Source organism: Streptomyces sp. NL15-2K (assembly GCF_030551255.1).
Lineage (GTDB): Bacteria > Actinomycetota > Actinomycetes > Streptomycetales > Streptomycetaceae > Streptomyces.
The window spans coordinates 4847656-4866142 of the sequence record NZ_CP130630.1; the positions used below are offsets into that span (position 1 = coordinate 4847656).

The 18487-nt window shown below is 70.3% G+C and carries 18 protein-coding genes; 7 read left to right on the forward strand and 11 right to left on the reverse strand.

Annotation, left to right across the window (positions count from 1 at the left end; genetic code table 11):
* Window positions 1-21: 21 nt before the first annotated feature.
* A complete protein-coding gene (gene mscL, locus Q4V64_RS21515; protein ID WP_124441496.1) occupies window positions 22-489 on the forward strand; it encodes a large conductance mechanosensitive channel protein MscL in 468 nt (155 codons plus the stop codon).
* 19 nt (window positions 490-508) lie between these two features.
* Here mscL and Q4V64_RS21520 read toward each other — a convergent pair whose 3' ends face one another.
* Window positions 509-697 carry a hypothetical protein gene (locus Q4V64_RS21520; RefSeq protein ID WP_124441495.1) on the reverse strand — a complete coding sequence of 63 codons (189 nt, stop codon included), beginning with the start codon at window positions 695-697 and terminating at the stop codon, window positions 509-511.
* A gap of 42 nt (window positions 698-739) precedes the next feature.
* Between Q4V64_RS21520 and Q4V64_RS21525 the strand changes: the two genes are divergently transcribed.
* From Q4V64_RS21525 to Q4V64_RS21535, 3 genes are all read left to right on the forward strand, one after another.
* On the forward strand, window positions 740-1768 hold the full coding sequence (locus tag Q4V64_RS21525; RefSeq protein WP_303711018.1) for a P1 family peptidase: 1029 nt from the start codon (window positions 740-742) through the stop codon (window positions 1766-1768).
* Window positions 1769-2044: 276 nt separating this feature from the next.
* Window positions 2045-3262, forward strand: a complete 1218-nt coding sequence (locus Q4V64_RS21530) for an Ig-like domain-containing protein (RefSeq protein WP_124441492.1) — start codon at window positions 2045-2047, stop codon at window positions 3260-3262.
* 186 nt (window positions 3263-3448) lie between these two features.
* Entirely contained in the window at window positions 3449-4195 is a 747-nt protein-coding gene (locus Q4V64_RS21535; RefSeq protein ID WP_124441491.1) for a DUF6227 family protein, read from the forward strand.
* A gap of 63 nt (window positions 4196-4258) precedes the next feature.
* Here the strand turns inward: Q4V64_RS21535 and Q4V64_RS21540 are convergent, their stop codons facing one another.
* The 5 genes from Q4V64_RS21540 to Q4V64_RS21565 form a co-directional block, all read right to left on the reverse strand.
* On the reverse strand, window positions 4259-4513 hold the full coding sequence (locus Q4V64_RS21540; RefSeq protein ID WP_124441490.1) for a hypothetical protein: 255 nt from the start codon (window positions 4511-4513) through the stop codon (window positions 4259-4261).
* A gap of 113 nt (window positions 4514-4626) precedes the next feature.
* A complete protein-coding gene (locus Q4V64_RS21545) occupies window positions 4627-6696 on the reverse strand; it encodes a fructose-specific PTS transporter subunit EIIC (RefSeq protein ID WP_124441489.1) in 2070 nt (689 codons plus the stop codon).
* 307 nt (window positions 6697-7003) lie between these two features.
* Window positions 7004-7951 (reverse strand): 1-phosphofructokinase, encoded by a 948-nt coding sequence (gene pfkB, locus Q4V64_RS21555; protein ID WP_124441488.1) that lies wholly within the window; start codon window positions 7949-7951, stop codon window positions 7004-7006.
* Window positions 7948-8709 carry a DeoR/GlpR family DNA-binding transcription regulator gene (locus Q4V64_RS21560; protein WP_124441487.1) on the reverse strand — a complete coding sequence of 254 codons (762 nt, stop codon included), beginning with the start codon at window positions 8707-8709 and terminating at the stop codon, window positions 7948-7950. Before Q4V64_RS21560 ends, pfkB begins: the two co-directional genes overlap by 4 nt.
* A 206-nt stretch (window positions 8710-8915) precedes the next feature.
* The gene (locus Q4V64_RS21565) at window positions 8916-10439 is read right to left on the reverse strand and encodes an MFS transporter (protein ID WP_124441486.1); all 1524 of its coding nucleotides are present in this window, start codon (window positions 10437-10439) and stop codon (window positions 8916-8918) included.
* 62 nt (window positions 10440-10501) lie between these two features.
* Between Q4V64_RS21565 and Q4V64_RS21570 the strand changes: the two genes are divergently transcribed.
* On the forward strand, window positions 10502-11473 hold the full coding sequence (locus Q4V64_RS21570) for a YafY family protein (RefSeq protein WP_124441485.1): 972 nt from the start codon (window positions 10502-10504) through the stop codon (window positions 11471-11473).
* Window positions 11474-11742: 269 nt separating this feature from the next.
* On the opposite strand, the gene Q4V64_RS21575 is transcribed toward Q4V64_RS21570, so the two are convergent.
* From Q4V64_RS21575 to Q4V64_RS21590, 4 genes are all read right to left on the reverse strand, one after another.
* Window positions 11743-12348, reverse strand: a complete 606-nt coding sequence (locus Q4V64_RS21575) for a hypothetical protein (RefSeq protein ID WP_124441494.1) — start codon at window positions 12346-12348, stop codon at window positions 11743-11745.
* A gap of 146 nt (window positions 12349-12494) precedes the next feature.
* Entirely contained in the window at window positions 12495-13919 is a 1425-nt protein-coding gene (locus Q4V64_RS21580) for a hypothetical protein (protein WP_124441484.1), read from the reverse strand.
* A gap of 7 nt (window positions 13920-13926) precedes the next feature.
* Window positions 13927-14577 carry a TetR/AcrR family transcriptional regulator gene (locus Q4V64_RS21585; RefSeq protein WP_124441493.1) on the reverse strand — a complete coding sequence of 217 codons (651 nt, stop codon included), beginning with the start codon at window positions 14575-14577 and terminating at the stop codon, window positions 13927-13929.
* Between the two features lie 531 nt (window positions 14578-15108).
* Window positions 15109-16107: a sigma-70 family RNA polymerase sigma factor gene (locus Q4V64_RS21590; RefSeq protein WP_124441483.1), complete on the reverse strand. Its 999-nt coding sequence runs from the start codon at window positions 16105-16107 to the stop codon at window positions 15109-15111.
* 172 nt (window positions 16108-16279) lie between these two features.
* On the opposite strand from Q4V64_RS21590, the gene Q4V64_RS21595 reads away from it, so the two are divergent.
* Window positions 16280-16798 (forward strand): GNAT family N-acetyltransferase, encoded by a 519-nt coding sequence (locus Q4V64_RS21595; RefSeq protein ID WP_124441482.1) that lies wholly within the window; start codon window positions 16280-16282, stop codon window positions 16796-16798.
* Window positions 16799-16885: 87 nt separating this feature from the next.
* On the opposite strand, the gene Q4V64_RS21600 is transcribed toward Q4V64_RS21595, so the two are convergent.
* Window positions 16886-17671, reverse strand: coding sequence for a class III extradiol ring-cleavage dioxygenase (locus tag Q4V64_RS21600; RefSeq protein WP_124441481.1), 786 nt, complete (start codon window positions 17669-17671; stop codon window positions 16886-16888).
* A 175-nt stretch (window positions 17672-17846) separates the two neighbouring features.
* On the opposite strand from Q4V64_RS21600, the gene Q4V64_RS21605 reads away from it, so the two are divergent.
* A complete protein-coding gene (locus Q4V64_RS21605; RefSeq protein ID WP_124441480.1) occupies window positions 17847-18371 on the forward strand; it encodes a MarR family transcriptional regulator in 525 nt (174 codons plus the stop codon).
* Window positions 18372-18487 lie beyond the last annotated feature (116 nt).

Genomic DNA, 18487 nt, shown 5'->3' on the forward strand with positions numbered 1-18487 from the left:
CATGCGAGGAGAGTCCCCGAGGTGAGCGAGAAGAAGCCGAGCGTCTGGCAGGGCTTCAAAGCCTTCCTGATGCGCGGGAACGTCGTCGATCTGGCAGTCGCGGTGGTCATCGGCGCTGCCTTCACCAACATCGTCAACTCGGTGGTGAAGGGGATCATCAACCCGGTCATCGGAGCGATCGGCACCAAGAGCCTCGACAGTTACAGCACGTGCATCAAGGATCCCTGCACGGGTACGGGCGACACCGCGACCGGTGTCCAGATCATGTGGGGCTCCGTCCTCGGCGCCACCCTCACCTTCGTGATCACCGCGGCCGTCGTCTACTTCCTGATGGTCCTGCCCATGTCGAAGTACCTGGCCCGGCAGGAGGCCCGCAGGAAGGCGAAGGAGGGCGCTCAGGAGGTCATCGAGGTGACCGAGCTGGAGGTGCTCAAGGAGATCCGCGACGCGCTGGTCGCACAGCGGGGCTCCGGCCACGACGAGCGGTAGCGGCAGCGGCCCGCGGAACTCATAGGTGGTGGGGCGGCTTCTCGTCGAGGAAGCGCTTGAGATCGGCCGCGCTGTCGGCGCCTGCGCCGGGACGCTCGCCCCACCCGCGGTCCGTGTCGTCCGAGGACTGCTGGTCCAGCGGGTCGTCGAAGACCAGCGCGGCCTTCGGGTCGCGCGGCTCGGGGGCGGGGTCGGGAGCGGTGCTCATACGTCCAGGGTACGTTCGCGGCGGCTGCACCAGACTGGGCTCATGACAGTTGACGCTCTGACGGACGTTTCCGGTGTGCGGGTGGGACATGCGACGCGAACCGGGGACGGTTGGCTCACCGGTACGACAGTCGTGCTGGCCCCGGAGGGTGGCGCCGTCGCCGCCGTGGACGTACGAGGCGGAGGTCCCGGTACCAAGGAGACCGACGCCCTCGACCCGCGCAACCTGGTGCAGAAGGTCGAGGCGATCGTGCTGACCGGCGGCAGCGCGTACGGGCTCGACGCGGCGTCCGGGGTGATGGCCTGGTTGGAGGAGCGGGGGCGCGGAGTGCCCGTGGGGGTGGATCCGGCGCATGTCGTGCCGGTGGTGCCGGCCGCCTGTGTCTTCGATCTGGGGCGGGGCGGCGACTTCCGGGCGAGACCGGACGCGGCGATGGGGCGGGCGGCGGTCGAGGCGGCCGCGGCGAGCGAGCCCGGCGAGCCGGTGCGGGAAGGGTGCGTGGGCGCGGGCACGGGCGCGGTGGTCGGGCAGTTGAAGGGCGGGGTCGGCAGCGCGAGTACCGTCCTCGACTCGGGGATCACGGTGGCCGCGCTGGTGGTGGCCAATGCTGCGGGGTCGGTGTGGGATCCGGAAACGGGCGTCCTGTACGGGGAGTTGTTCCAGGGGCGCGTGGAGTACCCGGAGGAGCGCGTCCATGATGCCGCGCGCCGACGCCTTGCCGAGGCCGCGGCGCGGAGCGGCCCTCCCCCGCTCAACACCACGCTCGCCGTGGTCGCCACCGACGCGGACCTGTCGAAGGCACAGGCCCAGAAGCTGGCCGGCACGGCCCACGACGGCATCGCCCGCGCCGTCCGCCCGGTGCACCTGCTCCACGACGGGGACACGGTGTTCGCACTGGCGACAGGGACGCGCCCACTCGACGCCGACAACCCGCTCGCGCTGAACGAGATCCTCGCGGCGGGCGCGGACCTGGTGACCCGCGCGATCGTACGGGCGGTGCACGCCGCCGAGTCGGTGGAGGGGCCGGGTGGGGTGTGGCCGTCGTGCGGGGAGTTGTACGGGGGCCGTTGAAGGGGGCGGGGCGGGGGCGGGACGGGGGCGGGGGCGGGGCGGGGGCGGGACGGGGGCGGGGGCGGGGGCCCAGGAGGGCCCGGGGGGAGGGGGGCGCCCCCCTCCGGGGCAAACAACCTCCCCCGCACGGTGATTGTCCTGGTTCTGTCACGTGATGGCGTTCATGGCGAACGGAGGGAACCCGGCCCGGGGCCGGTCCCCTCTTTCCCTACGCACTGGAGCTTTTCTCCATGCACCGGAATGGATCGCACACATCACACGAACCTGGAGCAGCCCGTGACAAGGCCGGACACAGCAGCGCGGCGCGTACTCGGGGCCTGTGCCGCCCTGATGGTCGGCGCCCTCACCCTCACCGCCTGTGGCGGCAGCGCCAACGCCAAGAGCGGTGGCAAGAACGGCAAGGAGTCCGTCAAGACGTCGGTCGCGAAGATCGCCATCTCGGCCGAGGACGGGTCGACCGGTGCGTCGATCAACACCACCGGCGTGAAGGTCAGCGACGGCAGGCTGACCGACGTGAAGATGACGTTGGCGGGGACGGGGACGGCCGTACCGGGGTCGATGTCCGCGGATGGCGGCAGTTGGAAGCCGAAGGAGCAGTTGGAGCGCGGGACGAAGTACGAGATATCGGCGACCGCGAAGGACGCCGACGGCCGTACCGCGGCCGCCAACTCCATCTTCACCACGGTCTCTTCGGCGAACAGCTTCATCGGGACGTACACGCCGGACAACGGCACGACGGTCGGGGTCGGGATGCCGGTGTCGTTCACCTTCGACAAGGTGATCAGCGACAAGAAGGCCGTGCAGTCGCACATCACGGTGTCGTCGAACAGCGGGCAGAAGGTGGTCGGGCACTGGTTCGGCTCGCAGCGGCTCGACTTCCGGCCCGAGGAGTACTGGAAGGCCGGCTCCAAGGTCACGATGAAGATCGACCTGGACGGGGTCGAGGGCGCGAACGGCGTCTTCGGAGTGCAGAAGAAGACCGTCAGCTTCACGATCGGCCGCTCACAGGTCTCCACCGTCGACGTGAACGCGCAGACCATGACGGTCGTGCGGGACGGTAAGACGATCAAGACGGTGCCGATCTCGGCCGGCAGCGCCCAGAACCCGACGTACAACGGGCAGATGGTCATCTCCGAGAAGTTCACGCAGACGCGGATGAATGGCACGACGGTCGGCTTCGGCGGCGAGTACGACATCCCGGACGTGCCGCACGCGATGCGACTGACCACGTCGGGGACCTTCATCCACGGCAACTACTGGTACAACAAGGGCAATCCGCCCTTCGGCCGCCAGGGCACCAGCCACGGCTGTGTCGGGCTCGCGGACGTACAGGGCGCGCGGGGTGCCACGCCCGCCAAGTGGTTCTACGACAACTCGCTCATCGGGGACGTCGTGACCGTGAAGAACTCCCCCGACAAGACCGTGGCCCCCGACAACGGGCTGAACGGCTGGAACATGGCATGGAGCGAGTGGATCGCGGGAAGTGCCACCTGAGCACACCACACGCCGGAAGTGGTCTCTGACCGGCGGTTTTTGACGGATCATCGGGCCGCGTGGGAACTTTCCCCGCGGCCCGGACGTTTTCCGGGCGTACGTTTTCTCGGTTCCCGGACATGATGTCCGACCGAGGGGCTACGGTATGCACCCACAAGGTGACATGCAGCAACGCCGGGAGAAACCTTGAGCGTTCCGTACGAGACAGCAGCGTACGAGCCACCCGAGTCGCCCGAGTCTCCGGAGGAGCACCTCGCGCGGCTCCTCGGCCGCGCCCTGAACTCCTTCGAGTTGCCCGACGAGACGATACGGCGACTGGACTGCGCGCTGGCGCACGACAGTTCGCTGCACTCCGCGCACCACAGCGCGGGGCTGCATCGCGAGACGTACCGGCACACCTGGCTGCTCGAGGACGGCTCGGCGCTCACCCTGTGGGAGCTCGTCCACAACACCGCCCCGGGCAGCGTCCCGCAGCACGAGGTGTACGTGGACGAGGAGGAGTTGCGCATCGCCACCGCGCGGCTGCCCCTGCCGCCGGACGCGCCGGACTTCGAGTTGCCGGTGACGGTGCAGCTGTCGCCGATCCCCGCGCCGCGCCCCGCGTACCTGCCGGGCGACTCGGCGGACCACGCGCGCCGGGTGCTGCGCCGGGCGGAGAACCCGGACCGGCCGGGCGGGGAGACGGCCGCACTGCTGGCCACGGCGTGGGCGCACCGGATCACGCAGGCCTTCGGGCGCCCCTGCCGGGCGGGCCGTGCGGGGCTGTGCTTCGCGCTCTACGAGCACGCGTTCCTGCTGCGTGACGGCGAGGAGGTCTCCCTCTGGGAGGTAGAGCACACGGTGACGCCCGACGGACGGCACATGTGCGAGGTGTATGGGAGCGAGGACGCGGCCAGGGACGCGATGGAGCGGCGGGCGGCGCAGTTCTCCTGAGAGGGGCCCTGAGCGGGCGCGTGCGGTGGGCTCGGGGCGCGTTCCGCGGGGCGCGGGGACGGCTCAGCGGTCGGCGCTGAGCTGTCGTACCAGACCCGCGAACGCGTCCTTCTCCGCCGGGGTCAGTTCGACGGACTCGCGCGGGGGGCCGGTCTGCCGCTGGTGCGGAAGCGTGGGCAGGGTGTGGGCGGCCCGCCACAGGGCCGCCTCGCCGCGGCCGTGGCGCAGCATGAGGATCAGGCCGATCGTCCAGGCGACGGTCACCAGGACGAGGAAGGTCATACCCAGCAGTTGGTAGACGGAGACGTGCGCAGGCATGCGCCCCAGTAGACACCACGGTCCGGGACTTGAGTCCCGGACCGTGACGTATCTCGCAGGTCAGCCTCCGCGTCGCAGGTCAGCCTCCGCGTCTACGCGCGGCTCCCAGGTGCCTAAGCGGCGACCGGCTGCTTCCGCTCGGCCGGTGCCGCGGCCGTGCCCTCCGCCGCCTCCGGGGCAGCGGCTCCGGGTGCCGGCTTGCGCATGCTCTTCAGGACGACGACCAGCGCCGTGGTGACGCACACGCCCACCGCGATGGCGATCAGGTAGAGGAACGGGTTGCCGATCAGCGGGACCACGAAGATGCCGCCGTGCGGGGCGCGCAGGGTGGCGTCGAAGGCCATCGACAGGGCGCCGGTGATGGCGCCGCCCACCATCGAGGACGGGATGACGCGCAGCGGGTCGGCGGCGGCGAACGGGATCGCGCCCTCCGAGATGAAGGAGGCACCCAGGACCCAGGCGGCCTTGCCGTTCTCGCGCTCGGTCTGGGTGAAGAGCTTGCCGCGGACCGTCGTGGCCAGCGCCATCGCGAGCGGCGGGACCATGCCGGCCGCCATCACGGCCGCCATGATCTTCATGGCGGAGTCGCTGGGGCTGGCGACCGCGATACCGGCGGTGGCGAAGGTGTACGCGACCTTGTTGACCGGGCCGCCGAGGTCGAAGCACATCATCAGGCCGAGCAGGGCGCCGAGCAGGATGGCGTTGCTGCCGGACAGGCCGTTCAGCCAGTCGGTCATGCCCTTCTGCGCCTCGGCGATGGGCTTGCCGATCACGACGAACATCAGGAAGCCGACGATCGCCGAGGAGATCAGCGGGATCACCACCACCGGCATGATGCCGCGCAGCGCCGCCGGGATGTTGACCTTCTGGATCGCCATCACCACGCCACCGGCGATCAGACCGGCCGCGAGGCCGCCGAGGAAGCCGGCGTTGATGTTGAACGCGATCATGCCGCCGACGAAGCCGGGGACGATACCGGGCCGGTCCGCCATGCCGTACGCGATGTAGCCGGCCAGGACCGGAACCAGGAACCCGAAGGCCACGCCGCCGATCTGGAAGAGCAGGGCCGCCCAGCTGTCGGCCTGGGTCCACAGGAAGTGGTCCATCACCGACGGCGCCTTGTCGACCTTCCAGCCGCCGATCGCGAAGCCGAGGGCGATGAGCAGGCCGCCCGCCGCGACGAAGGGGACCATGTAGCTGACGCCGGACATCAGCCACTTGCGCAGCTTGGTTCCGTAGCCCTCGCCGGAGTCGCCGGCGCGTTCGACGGGCGTCGTGCCCGGGGATCCGACGGTGACCTCGCCGCGGGACGCCTTCCCCCGGACCTCGGTGATCAGCTCGGCGGGCCGGTTGATGCCGGCCTTCACGCCGACGTCGACGGTGGGCTTGCCGGCGAAGCGGTCCTTGTCGCGTACGGGCACGTCGTGGGCGAAGATCACGCCGTCCGCGGCGGCGATGACGGCCGGGTCGAGCCGGGTGAAGCCGGCCGAGCCCTGGGTCTCGACGACGAGTTCGACGCCCGCCTCACGGCCGGCGTTCTCCAGCGACTCGGCCGCCATGTAGGTGTGGGCGATGCCGGTGGGGCAGGAGGTGACGGCGACGATGCGGAAGGGGACCTCATCGCGCTCTTCGCGCTCCTCGGAGGCCCCGCCCTCGTCGGTACCCGCTGCGGCGTCGGCGGAGGCCGCCGCCGACGCCGCAGCGGAGTCTTGGGAACCGGCCGTCTCCTCGGCCGTCGGCGCCTCGTCCCCGCGGATCAGCGCCGCCGCGGCCGCCGCGTCGCCCGCCGACCGCAGCGCGTCGGTGAACTCAACGTTCATCAGCTGCCGGGCCAGCGACGACAGGATGGTCAGGTGGGCGTCGTCGGCGCCGGCGGGCGCGGCGATCAGGAAGATCAGGTCGGCGGGGCCGTCCGCGGCACCGAAGTCGATCCCGGCGGCGCTGCGCCCGAAGGCGAGCGTCGGCTCGGTGACGTGCTCGCTGCGGCAGTGCGGGATGCCTATGCCGCCGTCGAGGCCGGTCGGCATCTGTGCCTCGCGGGCGGCCACGTCGGCGAGGAAGCCCTCCAGGTCGGTCACCCGGCCCAGGGCGACCATGCGCTCGGCGAGGGCACGCGCCGCCGCTTGCTTGGTGTCGGCGGACAGGTCGAGATCGACCAGGTCCGCGGTGATCATGTCGCTCATCGCGGGCTCCTTCGCACGCGTATCGCCCGGGGAGAGGAGTGGGCGGAAAGGGGGACGGGGGTGCAGTGGGGGGTTGTATGGGTGGGGGCGGGGCCGGGGAAGCCCCGCCCCCACGGGGCGGCAGGGCGGCTCAGGTGGCCCTGCCGTCCATCGGCCGCGGCGAGTAAGGAGGAGGATTCTCGCCGCTTCGGGGCCGGTCCGCACAGCCTGTTCAGGGCCGGTCCACTCTGCATCTTCAGCGCCGATGTCTTCAGCGCCATCTTGAGCGCCGGTGTCTTCAGCGCCGGTCCGGACAGTGCGTACGACGTCATGACACCGGCTCCTTCAGTACGCGATCCACGGGCACCTCGGCCGTGACGGTCACCGCCGCCGGGTCCAGGTCGCCCGGCGTCGGCATCACGCTGCCGGGCAGTTGTACGGCCGCCGCGCCGTGTGCGACCGCGGAGGCCAGTGCCTCCGGCCCGCTGCCGCCGGCGATCAGGAAGCCGGCGAGCGAGGAGTCGCCGGCGCCCACATTGCTGCGTACGACGTCCACGCGCGCGCTGCCGAACCAGGCGCCCGCGTCGTCGACGAGCAGCTGCCCGTCGGCGCCGAGGCTCGCGAGCACGGCGCGCGCGCCCATCGCGCGCAACTCCTCGGCGGCCTTCACCGCGTCGCCCACGGTGAACAGGGGGCGCCCGACGGCCTCCGCGAGCTCCTCGGCGTTCGGCTTCACGACGTCGGGGCGCTCGCGCAGGGCCGCGAGGAGCGCGGGGCCGGAGGTGTCGAGCGCGATGCGCGCTCCGGCGGCGTGCGCCCGCGCGACCAGCTCGGCGTACCACGGTGGCGTGAGCCCGCGCGGCAGGCTTCCGCAGCACGCGATCCAGGCGGCGTCGCGCGACTGTACGCGCATCGTCTCCAGGAGCAGTTCCTGCTCGGCGGCGGACAGCTCGGGTCCCGGCGCGTTGATCTTCGTCAGGACGCCGTCCGACTCCGCGAGGGCGATGTTGGAGCGGGTGGCTCCGGCGACCGGTACCGGCGCGACCTCGATGCCCTGCGCGTCGAGCAGATCGGCGACGAGTGCGCCCGGCGCACCACCCAGGGGCAGGACCGCGACCGTGCGCTGTCCGGCGGCCGAGACGGCGCGCGAGACGTTCACGCCCTTGCCGCCGGGGTCCATGCGCTCGCCGGTGGCACGGATGACCTCTCCGCGCTCCAGCGAGGGGACCTCGTACGTGCGGTCCAGGGAGGGGTTGGGGGTGACGGTGAGGATCATGCGCGCACTACTTCCGTGCCGCCGCGCTCGATCGCGGTGGCGTCTTCGGGGCTCAGGCCGCTGTCGGTGATCAGCAGGTCCACGTCGCTCAGGTCGCCGAAGCGGGCGAAGTGCTCCTGGCCGTGCTTGGAGGAGTCGGCGAGCAGCACCACGCGCCGGGCCGCGGCCAGCGCCGCCCGCTTCACGGCGGCCTCGGCGAGGTCGGGCGTGGTCAGGCCGTGCTCGGCGGAGAAGCCGTTGGCCGCCACGAACAGGACATCGGCCCGGATCTCGCCGTACGCCCGCAGCGCCCAGGCGTCCACGGCGGCGCGCGTACGGTGCCGTACGCGCCCTCCGACGAGGTGGAGCTGGATGCCGGGGTGGTCGGCGAGGCGGGCGGCGATCGGGAGGCTGTGCGTGACGACGGTGAGCGAGGCCTCCAGGGGGATGGCGGCGGCCAGGCGGGCGACCGTCGTCCCGGCGTCGAGGATCATGGTGCCCTCGGTCGGCAGTTCCGCGAGGGCCGCCTTGGCGATGTGGTCCTTCTCGTCGGCCGCCGTCGTCTCGCGCTCGGCGAGGTCCGGCTCGAAGTCGAGGCGGCCGGCCGGGATGGCGCCGCCGTGCACCCGGCGGACGAGGCCGGCGCGGTCGAGGGCCTTCAGGTCCCGGCGGATCGTCTCCGCCGTGACCTGGAACTCCTCGGCCAGCGACACCACGTCCACCCGCCCGCCGTCACGGGCGAGCCGGAGGATCTCCTGCTGCCGCTCCGGTGCGTACATGTCCGTTCGCCTCCGACCTGTGCCCGAACTTGTGGTTTCGGTGGGAGGCTACGCTCGGATTTCCGGAAAGTAAACAGGTTCGGACGTGATTCGGGCATGAACGGACTTGTCCGCAGGTCGGGGCGCAACGCGAAGGGCCCGGCACGTGAGTGCCGGGCCCTTTCGCCGCGCCTTGGCCGCGCCGTCGCCGCGCCTTGGCCGCGCGTTCAGGACGCGAACTCGGGCTTCTTCTCCGCCTCCGTCCCGTGCTCCGGATCAGCCCCTCCCCCACGCAGCGCCGGCCGCTTCGGCAGGGCGAACATCAGCAGGAAGATGGCCGTCATGAGCGCCGCGACCCACACCAGGGCGTACTGGAAGGCGTCGGCGAAGGCCGGGCCCACCTGGGTGGGGCGCAGGTTGTCGTCGATGACGCCGAAGAAGACCACCGACACCAGGCCGAGGCCGAGCGCGTTGCCCATCTGCTGCACCGTGTTGAGCAGGCCCGAGGCCGAGCCCGAGTGCTCGCGGGGCACCTCGGAGAGGATGACGTCCGTCAGCGGGGCGATGATCAGGCCCATGCCGGCGCCCATCACGGCCAGCGGCAGCGCCATCTGCCAGGAGGCGATGCCGAGGCCGTACCGCTCGGCCTCCCAGAGGTAGAGCAGCACGCCGACCGCCATCACCAGTGCGCCCGCCTGGAGCACCTTGCGGCCGAAGCGCGGGACCAGCTGCTGCACCGACAGCCCGGCCGCCAGCGACACGGCGATGGAGAAGGGCACGCCGGTCAGGCCGGCCCGCAGCGGCCGCCAGCCCAGGCCGACCTGCAGGTACAGGGTCCACACCAGGAAGAAGATGCCCAGCACGACACCGAAGGCCGTCTGTACGGCGATACCGGCCGCGAAGCTCTTCACCTTGAACAGGGACAGTTCGATCAGCGGGGAGCCGTCGCGTGCCGCCTTGCGCCGCTCGTACGCCACCAGCGCGGCGAACACGACGAGCGAGCCGGCCATCGAGAGGTACCCCCACAGCGGCCAGTCCAGCTCGCGGCCACGGGTGAGCGGGTAGAGCAGCATCAGCAGGGCGACGACGACCAGCGCGACGCCGACGAGGTCCAGTTTCAGTGCCTTCGGCGCCTTGGACTCGGTGATGAAACGGATGCCGAGGATCAGGCCCGCGATACCGACGGGCAGGTTGATGAGGAAGATGGGCCGCCACTCCAGACCGAACAGGTTCCACTCGGTCAGCAGCGCGCCGAGCAGTGGGCCGGAGACCGCGCCCAGGCCGACGACCGCGCCGAACAGGCCGAAGACCTTGCCGCGTTCGTGGGCCGGGAAGGTGGCGTGCACGATCGACAGGACCTGCGGCACCATCAGCGCCGCCATGGCGCCCTGGAGGATGCGGGAGGCGACCAGCATCTCCGGGTTCGCGGCGAATCCGCACAGCGCGGAGGCGACGGTGAAGCCGCCGATGCCGATCAGGAACAGCCGCTTGCGGCCGTGGATGTCGCCGAGGCGCCCGCCGGTGATCAGGCCGGCGGCGAAGGCGAGCGCGTAGCCGGCGGTGATCCACTGGATCTGGCTGTCGGATGCGCCCTCGTTCTCCTGGATCGACGGGATGGCGATGTTGACGATCGTGACGTCGACGAGGTCCATGAAGGCCGCGGTCATCACGATGGCGAGGGCGAACCAGCGGCGGCGGTCGCCCGCGGTGGGCTTCAGGGGCTCACTGGATGTGGGCTCGGTGGAGGTCATGTCCCCAAGCTATGACCTCATTAGGTCAAATCCTGACCTATTACTGCGGCATCCTCGGAGTCATGACGACGGACACTCCGGCCCGGCTGCTCCAGCTCCTCTCCCTCCTCCAGACGCCACGCGAATGGCCCGGCGGCGAGCTCGCCGACCGGCTCCGGGTGTCGCGCCGTACGGTTCGGCGGGACATCGACCGGCTGCGCGAGCTGGGTTACCCCGTGCAGGCGACGAAAGGGGCGGAGGGCGGTTACCGGCTGGTCGCCGGCAAGGCGATACCGCCGCTCGTGCTCGACGACGAGGAGGCGGTGGCGATAGCGGTCGGGCTGCGCGCCGGGGCCGGACACGCGCTTCAGGGCGTGGACGAGGCGTCGGTACGGGCGCTGGCCAAGCTGGAACAGGTGCTGCCGTCCCGGCTACGGCACCGCGTGGCCACGCTGCAGGCCGCGACGACCCCGCTGACCAGCGGCGACGGGGCGAGTATCGCGCCGGAGACGCTGACCGCGATGGCCTCGACGGTGGCCGGGCGGGAGCGGCTGCGGTTCGCCTACCGGGCGAGGGACGGAATCGAGTCGCGGCGCGTGGTCGAGCCGTATCGGCTCGTGTCGACCGGGCAGCGGTGGTATCTCGTCGCGTACGACCTCGATCGGGGCGACTGGCGCACGTTCCGGGTCGACCGGGTGAGCGAGCCGTTCGCGACCGGGGCGCGGTTCGCTCCGCGGGAGCTGCCGACGGGGAGTGCGGCGGAGTATCTGCGGCAGTCGATGTACGGCCGCCAGGAGACGTACGGCTTCACGGTGACGTTCGACGCGACCCCGGAGGCGGTCGCGGCTCGGGCGCCGGCATGGCTGGGGGTGCCGGAAGCGCTCGACGGCGGTGGGTGTGTGATGCGGGGCGTCGTCGGCGATTCCGTGGAGTGGCTGGCGGTCCGGCTGGCGATGCTCGGGTTCGACTTCACGGTGCGGGAGCCGGAGGAACTGGTGCGATGCGTACGGGAGTTGGGCGGGCGGTTGGCTCGGGCGGGGAGTGGGACGAGGTAGGGGGCCAGGGCCTGTTGCGGATGCGGCGTCGTCGCCCGAAGGGCGGAGCCACTGTGGCAACAGGCCCTATGAGCGGTGTGCAAGCTGAAGTTGCTGGTCACGGGGTGGTGTGCGTGGGCATCGGGATGCTCGTGCTGGTCGCTGGCGCGTGACTTTGGTGGAGATCGTCGGTCATCTGGAGACTTCGCGGTTCGTGAGGATCAGCAGGGCCCTGACCAGGGCGGTCGCCCACTTCGGGTCGGTGCGGACGTACAGGCCGGCGCCGATTCTCAGCTGGTCCAGACGACCGGGCTGTCGCGGTACGCGTCGCCCTCGTCGAACGAGGCGCCGACGATGGGCGAGCTTTTCGTGGCGCTGAGCGAGCAGGTCTCGTACGACGCGCCCTTGGTGGTGAACTCGGTGGGCGCGCTCTCGCGGTCGCACTTGCCCTGGATGTCACCGAACAGTACGACGCCCGTCCCGGCTCCACCTTCCAGCACACCGTCCAGCTTCAGCGACGCGTAGGACAGGTCGGTGCCGCCGACGTTCTCCACCTTCATCTTGATGAAGTAGGGCGTCATTCCCTTCGCCTTCTCACCGAAGGCGGCCATGTCGGCCTCGGCGCCCTTCTCGATCGCCGTGACGGTTACGGCGATGGTGCCCTTCTTCTCGCTCGTGTACTCGAAGGGCAGGACAGCCCTGTCGCCGACCTTGAGTTCCGTGCCCGGCGCGGTGACGTCACCCTCGGCCGGCGCGGCACTGTCGTCGCCGCTGTCGGCAGTCGGGCTCTCGCTGCTCGGCGCGGACGAGGCCGGGGCCGGGGCTGACGCCGCCGGCGAGTCCTGCGCCACCGGCTCTTCCCCGTCGCCGGCGCAGGCCGAAAGCGCGAGCCCCATGGTGGCCAGAGCAGCCGCGAACACGATACGTCCCTTGTGCACTACTACTACCTCACTGGTAACGAGAGCTGTCCGATACGGCAGCTTGGAACAGTCGATGGTTTCGAGAAATGACCGACCACACAGCCGGACATGCCAGAGCGGCTTCATGCGCGCCCGCCACGGCCTGTGTCAGCCCTGAACGACGGGAACAGTAACCCGACCCGGTCGCTGAGTGTGCCGGTCGTTTGCCCCACAAGGAACGGCAGCCGCCTCGTCGGCCAGGTGCCTCGCGGCGGTGTCGTCTCCCGCCGCGGCCCGCAGCCGGGCGAGCCTTTCCAGCACACCCGCGAGCAGGTACGGGTAGTCGATACCCCGGCGTACTCACCTCGGGCCAGGTGGAGACAGCCCCAGGCGTGGGCCGTGTAGAACGCGCCCGGTGACCCGACGTCCCGGGCATACGCGGTCAGCTCGGTGAACGACTCCTCAGCCTCCGCATGACGGCCGAGTGCGAGCTGCGCCTGGCCGAGCCAGTAGGTGTCCCGCGCGATCAGGGTCCGGATCCCCTGCTTCCTCGCCCCGGCGACGATCTCCGTGAGGACCTCTACCGCGACCTCTGGCCTGCCCGCCTGTAGATGAGCGAGGCCAACCTGTGAGTACGCGTGCGCCGCCGCAGCCTGCCCGCCGGCGTTGAGCCGTTCGTAGGCCTCGCAGCCCGCCGTGATCGCCTCGGCCAAATGTCCGTTGGGCACGAGGAAGAACGGTGCGTTACTCAGCGCCTCCAGGTAGCCCCGCTCGTCCCCGATCCGCTCGAACAGGCCCATGGCCTCGGTGTTGGCCTCCTCGGCCGGACCGTACCGACGCCGGGTGTAGCGCAGTCCGGCCATCGAGATGAGCAATCTGGCCCGGCCCCGCATGTTGTCCGCAGCCTTGGCCAGGCCCATCGCCGTCTCGTAGCACTCCTGCCAGTCGTCGTAGTACCGCTGCGTCTCGAACAGCGCGTGCCCACCCACGGCCAGCTCCCAGCAGAGCTCGTCCCTGCCCAGCTCCGCGGCTTGCCGCACCCCTGCCACCAACGGGATACGCTCCGAATCCAGTAACTCCATCCGCGGTACGGAAGGAGGCAGGCTTGCCTCCACCCGCGTCGGCTGCCACCGGTCGGCGTCCCGCTGGAACATGTTCTGTCCCATGTGGTCACGGTCGGCGATGTCCGTGAGGGCCAGGAGGGCGCTGAGGACGCGGACGACGGCTTCGTCCCGGGCCTCCACCGGCTCCTCCACCTCCGCGCGTTCCCTTGCGTACGCGCGGATCAGGTCGTAGAAGCCGTAACGCGCCTGACCCTTCGGCGTTCCGGTGACGTCGAGCAGGTGGACATCGACCAGCTCGTCGAGGAGTTCCTGAGCTGCGCGCAGTTCGGTGTCGACCGCGGCGGCAGCCGCCCAGAGCGGGAAATCGAGTGCCTCCAGGAGCCCAAGGAACCGGAACAGCCGCCGTGCCTCGGGCCGGAGCCCCTCGTAGCTCAGCCCGAAACTGGCCCGCACTTCGAGATCGCGATAGCGGAGCGCGTCCAGCCGATGAGCGGTGTGCGGCAAACAGGTCCTATGTGGTTCGGCCGCCCCGCACGCCCTCCCAAATGAAGTCCCCCAGCGCCCCCAGGTTCCGTAGCGCCAGTCCTGCCGGGCCCTCCGGGCCGTCCGCCGGGGCGTCTCCGGCCACCCAGGTCTCGATGGCCGTACGGACCGCGGCGCTCGCCACAGCGGCGGCGTATCGCAGCTCCGGGGATGCGGCGAGGGATTCGGCAACGTTGTCGGCATCCGGCGTCGGCCGCCGGTCCAGCCGCTCCGCCAGGATCTCCAGCCGCTCCGCCAGGATCTCCGCCAGCGTTCGTTCCGATGCGTGGCACACCTCCGCCCAGACTCTCCGCAGCCCAGGGCTCGCCTCGGTCAGGCGGAGCAGGGTGCGGACCCATTCCCAGGAGGACGCCGATACTCCGGCGCCCGGTGACAGGGTGTGGCGGACCGCGTGTTCCAGGGCCTGGGGGACGGACAGGTCCGCGGGGGCCTCGCGTACCGCCTCTGCCCAGAGGTCGGCGCCGGCCGCGTAGAGCGGGGCGACGGCCTCCTCCTTGGTGGCGAAGTAGCGGTAGAAGGTGCGCGGGGCGATGCCCGCGGCGTGGGCGATGTCCTCGGCTCGGGTGGCCCGCAGGCCGTGCCGTACGAAGAGCCCGGCCGCCGCGCGGGCGATCTCCATCCGGGTCTCGGCCTTGCGCCGTTCGGTGAGGGAGAGGGTCACATCGGCAGGTTATGCCGATGTGACAGAATCTGCCGTCCGGCGGGCCACCCCGGGGTTCAGGTTCGGGGTGTCCCGCCTTTCGCCATGCCAAGCAGGCCCACCAGGCTCAGACCCAGGCCCCCGGGCACCCCCGGACGGGCCACCAAGACCCCAGACATCCCCAGACACCCCCCAAGACAGAAGTGAGCCGGACTCCGGCGCCCGGGGGGGATGGGCGCCGAAGTCCGACTCGGGAGAGTCCCGGCGCCGGGGGGATTGCGACGGGACTTGGCTCAGTGGTCTGAGATCTGGGTCGGGGGCCTGGGGTCAAGAGGCTTGGGTCAGGGTCAGGGGCAGGGTCCGGGATCGGAGATCCGGGAGGCGTTCCCGGCCCGAACTCCCGGGCCCTGAAGTTTTGTTCCCTGGGCCCTGTCGGTTGAAGCGGCGTCTCACCGCCATGTTTGCGCTGTCTTTCGCCACCCGGCGTACGCCGCCCGCGAGAGGCAGGCGTCACGCCGCCGCGTCGAAGCCGGTTTGGCGGGCCAGCTTCTTCAGCTCCAGCAGCGCGTGCTTCTCGATCTGGCGGATGCGCTCGCGCGTCAGTCCGTGCTCCTTGCCGACCTCGGTCAGCGTGCGCTCCCGGCCGTCCTCGATGCCGTAGCGCATCTTGATGATGGAGGCCGTGCGCTGGTCGAGGCGGCCGATGAGGTCGTCCAGCTCCTCGCTGCGCAGGAGGGTCAGGACGGACTGCTCGGGCGAGACCGCGGAGGTGTCCTCGAGCAGGTCGCCGAACTGGGTCTCGCCCTCGTCGTCCACCGACATGTTCAAGGAGACCGGGTCGCGGGCCCAGTCCAGGACGTCCACCACACGCTCCGGGTTCGAGCCGAGCTCCGCGGCGATCTCCGCGGGCTCCGGGTCCCGGCCGTGCTCGCGGTTGAACTCGCGCTGCACGCGCCGGATCCGGCCCAGCTCCTCCACCAGGTGGACGGGCAGGCGGATCGTGCGCGACTGGTCCGCTATCGAGCGGGTGATCGCCTGGCGGATCCACCAGGTCGCGTACGTGGAGAACTTGAAGCCCTTGCGGTAGTCGAACTTCTCGACCGCGCGCACCAGACCGGCGTTGCCCTCCTGGATCAGGTCGAGGAGCGGAAGGCCGCTACGGGGGTAGCGGCGGGCGACCGCGACGACCAGACGGAGGTTGGAGCGGATGAAGATGTCCTTGGCCCGCTCGCCGTCGGCGATCAGGGCCTCGAGCTCCTCGCGGGTGGCGTCCGCCTTGGGCTCCTCGTATCCGTCGAGGATCTGTCGTGCGAACACACCCGCCTCGATGATCTGGGACAGCTCGACCTCCTTGGCGGCGTCGAGCAGCGGTGTGCGCGCGATCTCGTCGAGGTACATGCCGACCAGATCCCGGTCGGCGATCTCGCCGGCGTGGGCGCGGACACTGCGTGCCGCGTCGACCGTCTCGCCGGCGGCGGACTGACGACGGGCGACGGCACGGGTTGCCATGCGTGCTCCCTTGCGATGGTGAGGTCAGCGGGTGGTCCTTAAGACGCTTGGCACTCTCCTCGGGTGCCCGGCATCCGATGGAAACAACGACTGGAATCAGGACAGAATTCCCAACCCGCACCTAAATTTTTCTGATCATGCAGTACCCTGTCCGGCCACACGAGGAGGCGTGATGTCGTCGGAACGTACAGAGGTGCAGGTCAGGCCCGGAGTCGAGAGTGACCTCGAAGCCCTCACCGACCTCTACAACCACTACGTACGTGAGACGCCCATCACATTCGATACCGCCGTCTTCACTCCGGAAGAGCGCCGCCCTTGGCTGCTCTCCCACCCTGAAGACGGCCCGCACCGCCTGATGGTTGCCGTGGACACCGGTTCGCAGGAGATTCTGGGCTACGTCACATCCAGCCCTTACCGCGTGAAGCCCGCGTACGTGACCTCGGTGGAGACCACGGTCTACGTCGCCCCGCACGCCGGCCGCCGCGGCATCGGCACGCTCCTCTACAAGGCCCTCTTCGAGGCCCTGGCCGACGAGGACCTGCACCGCGCCTACGCGGGCATCGCGCAGCCCAACGAGGCGTCCACGCGGCTGCACGAGCGCTTCGGGTTCCGGTACGTCGGGACGTACCGGGAGGTCGGCCGGAAGTTCGGCCGCTACTGGGACGTGGCCTGGTACGAGAAGGAGCTTTAGGCCGGCCGTACGCGAGAAGCGGCCGCAGGCCGGCCCTACACGAGCAGGAGCCGCAGGACACGAGAAAGAGCCACAGGACGGCCGTTCTCAGCCGAACTGCACCGACCGCTTCGCCAGCCCTCCCCAGAACCCGTCGATCACCGACTTCTGTTCCTTCAGCTCGCCGGCCGCGTCCGCCGCGCCCATCGTCACGAAAAGGGGCGCGAAGTGCTCGGTGCGCGGGTGGGCGAGCCGGCCCGCCGGGGATTTGCGGAGGAAGTCGAGCAGCGCGTCCACGTCACCGGCCTCCAGCGAGCGCCGGCCCCAGTCGTCGAACTCGGCCGACCAGGCGGGGACGCCGCCCTGCCGCAGCGCGGCCAGGTTGTGGGTGAAGAAGCCGGAGCCGACGATCAGCACACCCTCGTCGCGCAGCGGCGCCAGCTTGCGGCCGATCTCCATGAGCCGCACCGGGTCGAGGGTCGGCATGGAGACCTGCAGAACCGGAATGTCTGCTTCGGGGAACATCTCGACCAGCGGGACGTAGGCTCCGTGGTCCAGGCCACGATCCGGGACGTCCTGCACCGGTATGCCCGGGGCGCGCAGCAACTTCCGTATGGATTCGGCCAGTTCGGGCGCGCCGGGGGCCTCGTACGTGACCTTGTAGTAGTGCTCGGGGAAGCCCCAGAAGTCGTAGACGAGAGGGACCGTTTCGATGGCACCGATGGCGAGCGGCGCCTCCTCCCAGTGGGCGGAGACGATGAGGATCGCCGTGGGGCGCGGCAGGTCGGCCGACCAGGCGGCGAGTTCGCCGGGCCAGATCGGGTCGTCCGCCAGAGGTGGGGCACCGTGGCTGAGATAGAGCGCCGGCATGCGCTCCTGGGCGGCGGCGGACATGGCGACGGCTCCTTCCGGGAATTTCTCGCTTGAAGCCTCAAGCTACTGACGCGTAGGCCTAGGCTACTGACGCGTAGACCCGAGCTACTGATGCGTAGATCCAAGGTGCTGACGCGTGTAAACCATACGACATATTGGTTTAATATTCAAGGAGTGCTCTCGTACAGTGGAGTACATGAAGGCATCCACATCCGCACCCACCGAGGACCTCCGTGAGGAGCCTCGCTGGCTCACCGACGAGGAACAGCGCATCTGGCGTTCCTACATCCACGCCTCCACGCTCCTGGAGGACCACATGGACCGCCAACTCCAACGGGACGCGGGCATGCCGCACATCTACTACGGCCTCCTCGTCAAGCTCGCCGAGTCCGCGCAGCGGCGGCTGCGCATGACCGAGCTGGCCATGCACGCGAAGATCACCCGCTCCCGCCTGTCCCATGCGATCGCCCGCCTGGAGAAGAACGGCTGGGTACGACGCGAGGACTGCCCCTCCGACAAGCGGGGCCAGTTCGCGGTGCTCACCGACGAGGGCTTCGAAGTGCTGAAGCGGGCCGCGCCGGGCCACGTGGCGGCCGTACGGAACGCGGTGTTCGACCGGCTCACCCCCGAACAGCAGAAGTCCCTCGGCGACATCATGGAGATCGTCGCCGAGGGACTCCAGCCGAACGATGCGGGAGCGGACCTGCCCTGGCTCCGCTGAACCGCTCGGTCAGGGAGCCAGGGCAGGTCCTGGGTCGTACGTACGGAGCGTCCCCATCCCCGTACGTACGGATGGCCCGAAGGTAGGTCCGGACGGTCGTCGTCAAGCCCGGTGGA

Excerpts from the sequence above, each read along its gene's own strand:
- Q4V64_RS21520 (WP_124441495.1), bottom strand. The coding sequence starts at position 697 with ATGAGCACCGCTCCCGACCCCGCCCCCGAGCCGCGCGACCCGAAGGCC.
- Q4V64_RS21525 (WP_303711018.1), top strand. The coding sequence starts at position 740 with ATGACAGTTGACGCTCTGACGGACGTTTCCGGTGTGCGGGTGGGACAT.
- Q4V64_RS21540 (WP_124441490.1), bottom strand. The coding sequence starts at position 4,513 with ATGCCTGCGCACGTCTCCGTCTACCAACTGCTGGGTATGACCTTCCTC.
- Q4V64_RS21545 (WP_124441489.1), bottom strand. The coding sequence starts at position 6,696 with ATGAGCGACATGATCACCGCGGACCTGGTCGATCTCGACCTGTCCGCC.
- pfkB (WP_124441488.1), bottom strand. The coding sequence starts at position 7,951 with ATGATCCTCACCGTCACCCCCAACCCCTCCCTGGACCGCACGTACGAG.
- Q4V64_RS21560 (WP_124441487.1), bottom strand. The coding sequence starts at position 8,709 with ATGTACGCACCGGAGCGGCAGCAGGAGATCCTCCGGCTCGCCCGTGAC.
- Q4V64_RS21565 (WP_124441486.1), bottom strand. The coding sequence starts at position 10,439 with ATGACCTCCACCGAGCCCACATCCAGTGAGCCCCTGAAGCCCACCGCG.
- Q4V64_RS21570 (WP_124441485.1), top strand. The coding sequence starts at position 10,502 with ATGACGACGGACACTCCGGCCCGGCTGCTCCAGCTCCTCTCCCTCCTC.
- Q4V64_RS21575 (WP_124441494.1), bottom strand. The coding sequence starts at position 12,348 with ATGGGGCTCGCGCTTTCGGCCTGCGCCGGCGACGGGGAAGAGCCGGTG.
- Q4V64_RS21585 (WP_124441493.1), bottom strand. The coding sequence starts at position 14,577 with ATGGAGATCGCCCGCGCGGCGGCCGGGCTCTTCGTACGGCACGGCCTG.
- Q4V64_RS21590 (WP_124441483.1), bottom strand. The coding sequence starts at position 16,107 with ATGGCAACCCGTGCCGTCGCCCGTCGTCAGTCCGCCGCCGGCGAGACG.
- Q4V64_RS21595 (WP_124441482.1), top strand. The coding sequence starts at position 16,280 with ATGTCGTCGGAACGTACAGAGGTGCAGGTCAGGCCCGGAGTCGAGAGT.
- Q4V64_RS21600 (WP_124441481.1), bottom strand. The coding sequence starts at position 17,671 with ATGTCCGCCGCCGCCCAGGAGCGCATGCCGGCGCTCTATCTCAGCCAC.
- Q4V64_RS21605 (WP_124441480.1), top strand. The coding sequence starts at position 17,847 with ATGAAGGCATCCACATCCGCACCCACCGAGGACCTCCGTGAGGAGCCT.